We start from the raw sequence: 5,233 nt of genomic DNA on the forward strand, positions 1-5,233 counted from the left end.
GGATGTGGAAGGGAGACTTTCGATGAAACACCATCGCCGTATCAACCCCACGGCGCGTGAGCCGACCGGGGTCTAATTCCAAACGCTATCCCCCGGTGGCCGCACAGCGGTCATCCGGGGGACCTCGTCACATCCGGTGACAGATTTGGTGAGGTCCCCCGAATAAATCGGGGGATGGCGGGTGGTGGCGGATCAGGGAGTAGCCGCGCGCACGGCTTCAAAGCTCCCATTTCGGGGGGCTGAACGCCAAGGCGATAACAGGTGCGAAAAAGGCGCTCTTGAGAATGGCTCCCCCGGACGGGCTCGAACCGCCGACCCGGTGATTAACAGTCACCTGCTCTACCAACTGAGCTACAGGGGAATACCGTTTCTCAAGCGAGATGGGGCGTATATCAGAGCCCTTGCCGAAGGCGCAAGCACCGATGTGCGTGAGATGCACATCCGCGCTGCAAAAATACCATCTGCGAAATGCGCAAAAAAAATCGGGAGCCACGGAGGCTCCCGAAAAGGCATTGGGTGGATGGTGGGGTGTCTTCACGGGAAGACGCATACAGACTTCGGCTGGAACCCTTAAAGAGGGGTTAATGCGCCCTTTCGAATTGGGTATTTCGTTTAGCGTCCTTGCCGAAACGCTAATGGAGTCAATTTAATGCAAGGATTCCTGTAGAGACGGGGTTTGCCTTGCTGCGAGCCGTTTTCCGCAACGAATCGGGTCGTGTTACTGATTCGTCCGCGAATCACTGGGGAGGTGAAACATGCGCGAGCACACCACATTTGCTGAATTCTGGCCCTTCTATTTGCGCGAACATGCGCGCCCGGCGACGCGGTTTTGGCACTATGTCGGCTCGACCCTGGCCATAGGCGTTCTGGTGTCCGCCTTGCTCACCCAGACCTGGTGGGCGCTGCTGGCCGTCCCGGTATCGGGTTATTTCTTTGCCTGGGTCAGCCATGCCTTCGTTGAGCGCAACAAGCCGGCGACCTTCACCTATCCCTTATGGTCGCTGATCGCGGATTATCGCATGTACGGCTTCTTCCTCCTGGGGAAGCTGGATAGCGAGCTGGAGAAGGCCGGGGTCACGCCGGACGGAGCTGTAGCGGAACGCTAGCCCTGGCGCCCAACCCGCCTATCTGAGCTGGTATGACGGCTCAGCTTCAAATCGTCTGGTTCAAGCGGGATCTTCGCGTTGAAGACCATGAGGCCCTGCGTCTGGCCGCTGCAGCGGGACCGGTCCTGCCGCTTTACATTATCGAGCCGGACTACTGGGCTCTGCCGGACACGTCCGGACGGCAATACACCTTCCTCCTGGAAGCACTCGACAAGCTCAGCCAGCAACTCTGCGCCCTTGGGGCGCCCCTGCAAGTGCGCACCGGGGAGGCGGTCGATGTGCTGTCGCAGCTGTTCGCCGCGCATCCGGGCTGCCGCCTCGTCTCGCATGAGGAGACCGGTAATCAGTGGACCTATCAGCGTGATACCGCGGTGGCTGCCCGGGCCCGTGAGGCCGGTGTCGACTGGATCGAGCTTCCGCCTGGCGGTGTGATCCGGCGATTGAAATCGCGCAATGGCTGGGCAGGGCGCTGGGATAAGGACCGGGCCCGGCCGCTGGCCGGTGCGCCGGCTTTTCGCGGCCTCACGATTGAACCGGAGCCGGTTCCGGACGCGGGGCGATTGGGGTTGGCCCGGGATGCTTGCCCGCATCGTCAGCGTGGCGGCCGGTCTGCGGCCCTGCAGGCGCTCAACTCCTTCCTGACCGAGCGTGGCGCGCCCTATCGCAAGGCCATGTCGGCGCCGGAGGCAGGCGCGAAGCATTGTTCGCGGATTTCGCCCTATCTCGCGCTCGGCACGCTGTCGATGCGCGAGACGGCCCAGGCCGGCTGGGCACGGCAGGGGGAGATCGCAGCACGAGGCGAGCGCGGCGGCTGGTCCGGCTCGATGCGGTCCTTCCTGTCACGGCTGCACTGGCGCGATCACTTCATGCAGAAGCTGGAGGATGAGCCGGAGATCGAGTGGCGCGATATGCATCCGGGCCTGGAAGATTTGCGACCCCGCGAAGCCGACCCGGACATCCTCGGCGCCTGGGAGCGCGGCGAAACGGGTGTGCCGTTTGTCGATGCCTGCATGCGCTGTCTGCAAGCGACCGGTTGGATGAATTTCCGCATGCGGGCCATGCTGGTCTCTTTCGCCAGCTACCACCTCTGGCAACCCTGGCAGGCGACCGGGGAGCGGCTGGCCCGTCTGTTCACCGATTATGAGCCGGGCATTCACTGGTCCCAGGTGCAGATGCAATCCGGTACGACGGGGGTCAATTCGATCCGCATCTACAACCCGGTCAAACAGGGTCTGGACCAGGACCCCGATGCCCGTTTCATCCGTCGCTGGCTGCCCGAGCTGGAAGCCGTGCCGGCCGATTTCATCCATGAAGTCTGGCGCTGGCCGGGCTTTGAAGCCTGTCTGGACGGCCACTATCCCCGACCACTCGTCAAGGTCACCCAAGCGGCGCGTGAGGCCCGCGACCGGGTATTCGCGGCGCGCAAACAGCCCGGCTTCAAGGATGCCTCGAAAAAGGTCCTGGCCCGCCATGGCAGCCGTGCGCCCATGCGCCGGCGCTCCGGTGCATTACCGCCGGCCAATCCCGGCAATCAGCTGCAGCTGGACCTCTAGCCATGGCCCGCCATTCCTCCCGTAAGCCCAAACCGACCAAGACCTGCGCCAGTTGCGGGCTGCCCTTCGAGTGGCGCAAGAAGTGGGAGAAAGTCTGGGACGAGGTGAAATACTGTTCCGAGCGCTGCCGCCGGAACCGTTAGAGGTCGGCCAGAACCTGTCGGGCCCGGGCGCGATAAGCGTCCTGCTTGTCCCCGTCCATGCGATCCCAGTTACGATAGACCGGACCTAAACGCGGATTGCCGCGCAACCGGCCCTGGTTGCGATCCAGGAAATCCCAGTAGAGCGAATTGAAGGGGCAGGATTGCGGACCGGTCTTGTCCTTCACCGTGTAGCGGCAGGAGGTGCAATAATCGGACATGCGGTCGATATAGGCGCCGCTGGCGGCATAGGGTTTGGAGCCGAGCAGGCCGCCATCCGCGAATTGCGACATGCCGATCACATTGGGCGCTTCGACCCACTCATAAGCGTCGGTATAGACCGCGAGATACCACTCATGCAGCTCGAACGGATCGACCCCGGCGAGCAGGGCGAAGGTGCCGGTGACCATCAGGCGCTGGATGTGGTGGGCATAGCCGTGCTCAAGCGTCTGGCCGATTGCCGCCGACATGCAGGCCATGTCGGTCTCGCCGGTCCAGTAGAAATCCGGCAGCGGCCGGTCGGCGCCGAGCGCGTTGCGGCGGACATAGTCCGGTCCCTCCCGCCAATAAATGCCGCGGACATATTCACGCCAGCCGATGATCTGGCGGATATAGCCCTCGACCGCATTGAGCGGGGCCCGCCCGGCCCGGTATTCCGCCTCGGCGCGCCGGCACAGATCCAGCGGGTCCAGCAGGCCGGCATTGAGATAGGTCGACAGCAACGAGTGGTAGAGAAAGGCTTCGCCGGACAGCATGGCGTCCTGATAGTCGCCGAAAGCGGGCAGGGCGCGGGCCATGAAATGATCGCGCGCGGCCTCGGTATCCTTGCGGGTAACCGCGAGGGTGAAGGGTTCGAGCTGGCCGATATGCCCGGCGAATTGGGTGTCGACGAGGTCGAGCACCTCGCGGGTGATCGCGTCAGGCTGATAGCGCGGGACCTGCGGCATGAAGAGATCGCCGGCGGCGGGCTTGCGGTTCTCCGCGTCGTAATTCCATTTGCCGCCGACCGGTTTGTCGCCGTCCATCAACAGCCCGGTGCGACGCCGCATTTCGCGATAGAAATACTCCATGCGCAGCTGTTTGCGGCCTTCAGCCCAGGTCTGGAAGTCGCTGTGTGAGGCCAGGAAACGGGTGTCTTCGCCGATCAATACATCCACACCGAAACGGGCCTGCCAGGTGTCCATTTCCTGCTTCAAACGCCATTCGCCCGGCTCGGTGAGGATCAGCCGGTCATAGCGGCCTTGCTGCAGCACGGCGGCGACGGCTGTTGCCAGGTCGGGGCAGGGGTAAGCCGGGTCAAAGCGGGTATAGTGAACCGTCCAGCCGGCCTGGCGCAGCTCTTCAGCGAAATGGCGCATGGCGGCGAAAGTGAAGGCGATCTTTTTCTTGTGATGGCGAACATAGCTGGCCTCGGCGGCGACTTCCGCCATCACGATCTCGGCCTGCGCCGGCGAGCTTGCAGCCAGGCTGGCAAGGTTTGGCGAAAGCTGGTCGCCGAGGATGAGAATGAGATCGGTCATGGCCTACACCTTTTTCCGGACGCTGATTGGATTACGTCTGTCGAGAACAAACGGACCTGCGACAGATGGACGGGCAAGACATGAGTGAAAGTCGCGCGATTGTGGTGGGCGCTACGGGCGGGATCGGTGCGGCGATTGCGTCGGTCCTGTCGGCTCGCGGTGGCCTTGAGGTGGTGGAGCTGTCCCGCGCCAACGGGCTCGACCTGACCGATGAAGCCTCGATCGCGGCGGCAGCCCGTCGCTGCGCCGAAGCGGACAGCCCGATTGCCCTGGTCTTCGATGCCACCGGCGTGCTGCATGGTGAGGGTTTCATGCCGGAGCGCTCCTGGCGTTCGCTCGACCCGGAGCATATGGCCTGGAGCTATGCCATCAACGCCATCGGCCCGGCGCTGCTGATGAAGCATTTCCTGCCACTCCTGCCGCGCAAGGGGCGCAGCGTGTTCGCGACGTTGTCGGCCCGGGTCGGCTCCATTGAGGATAATCGTCTGGGCGGCTGGCACAGCTATCGTGCTGCCAAGGCGGCGTTGAACCAGTTTGTGCGCTGCAACGCGATCGAGCTCGCCCGCAAGGCGCCGGAAGCGATCTGCGTTGCCCTGCACCCGGGCACGGTGGAGAGTGATCTGTCGCAACCCTTCGCCAAGTCGGGCCTGAATGTGCGCCCGCCGCGCGAGGCCGCCGAGGATCTGCTGCGCGTGATCGACGGGCTCAGCGCTGCCGATAGCGGACAATTGTTCGACTACAAGGGTGACCGGATCGCGTTCTAGTGTGCCGGCGCAGATAGTCCGCCTACGCCAAGGCTTCGGCGCGACAGCCTTCGCTCGCATCAAATGTGGGAGGCTTGCCTAGCCGAAGCTCGCGCAGCGAGCGAAGGCTGGAGGCACCGCCCGGAATCGAACCGGGGTACACGGATTTGC

General features: G+C 63.5%; 5 protein-coding genes and 1 tRNA gene. 4 read left to right on the top strand and 2 right to left on the bottom strand.

The genetic code is table 11. From position 1 onward, the window contains the following. Positions 1 to 285: 285 nt before the first annotated feature. Positions 286 to 361, bottom strand: a tRNA-Asn gene (locus tag Q1V57_RS01925). A gap of 394 nt (positions 362 to 755) precedes the next feature. Here Q1V57_RS01925 and Q1V57_RS01930 point away from each other — a divergent pair. Genes Q1V57_RS01930 through Q1V57_RS01940 form a run of 3 tightly spaced genes read left to right on the top strand, consistent with a single transcriptional unit; the run spans position 756 to position 2,802 of the window. Further along, positions 756 to 1,106, top strand: coding sequence for a DUF962 domain-containing protein (locus tag Q1V57_RS01930; RefSeq protein ID WP_300527206.1), 351 nt, complete (start codon positions 756 to 758; stop codon positions 1,104 to 1,106). Positions 1,107 to 1,138: 32 nt separating this feature from the next. After that, positions 1,139 to 2,659 (top strand): FAD-binding domain-containing protein, encoded by a 1,521-nt coding sequence (locus Q1V57_RS01935; protein ID WP_300527208.1) that lies wholly within the window; start codon positions 1,139 to 1,141, stop codon positions 2,657 to 2,659. 2 nt (positions 2,660 to 2,661) lie between these two features. Continuing rightward, positions 2,662 to 2,802 (top strand): DUF2256 domain-containing protein, encoded by a 141-nt coding sequence (locus Q1V57_RS01940; protein ID WP_300527210.1) that lies wholly within the window; start codon positions 2,662 to 2,664, stop codon positions 2,800 to 2,802. On the opposite strand, the gene Q1V57_RS01945 is transcribed toward Q1V57_RS01940, so the two are convergent. Beyond that, entirely contained in the window at positions 2,799 to 4,319 is a 1,521-nt protein-coding gene (locus Q1V57_RS01945; RefSeq protein ID WP_300527211.1) for a cryptochrome/photolyase family protein, read from the bottom strand. The genes Q1V57_RS01940 and Q1V57_RS01945 overlap by 4 nt on opposite strands. Positions 4,320 to 4,399: 80 nt before the next feature. Here Q1V57_RS01945 and Q1V57_RS01950 point away from each other — a divergent pair, with 80 nt between their 5' ends. Continuing rightward, positions 4,400 to 5,083, top strand: coding sequence for an SDR family NAD(P)-dependent oxidoreductase (locus Q1V57_RS01950; RefSeq protein WP_300527212.1), 684 nt, complete (start codon positions 4,400 to 4,402; stop codon positions 5,081 to 5,083). Positions 5,084 to 5,233: the final 150 nt, after the last annotated feature.

The organism is Maricaulis sp. (assembly GCF_030149425.1).
Classification (GTDB): domain Bacteria; phylum Pseudomonadota; class Alphaproteobacteria; order Caulobacterales; family Maricaulaceae; genus Maricaulis.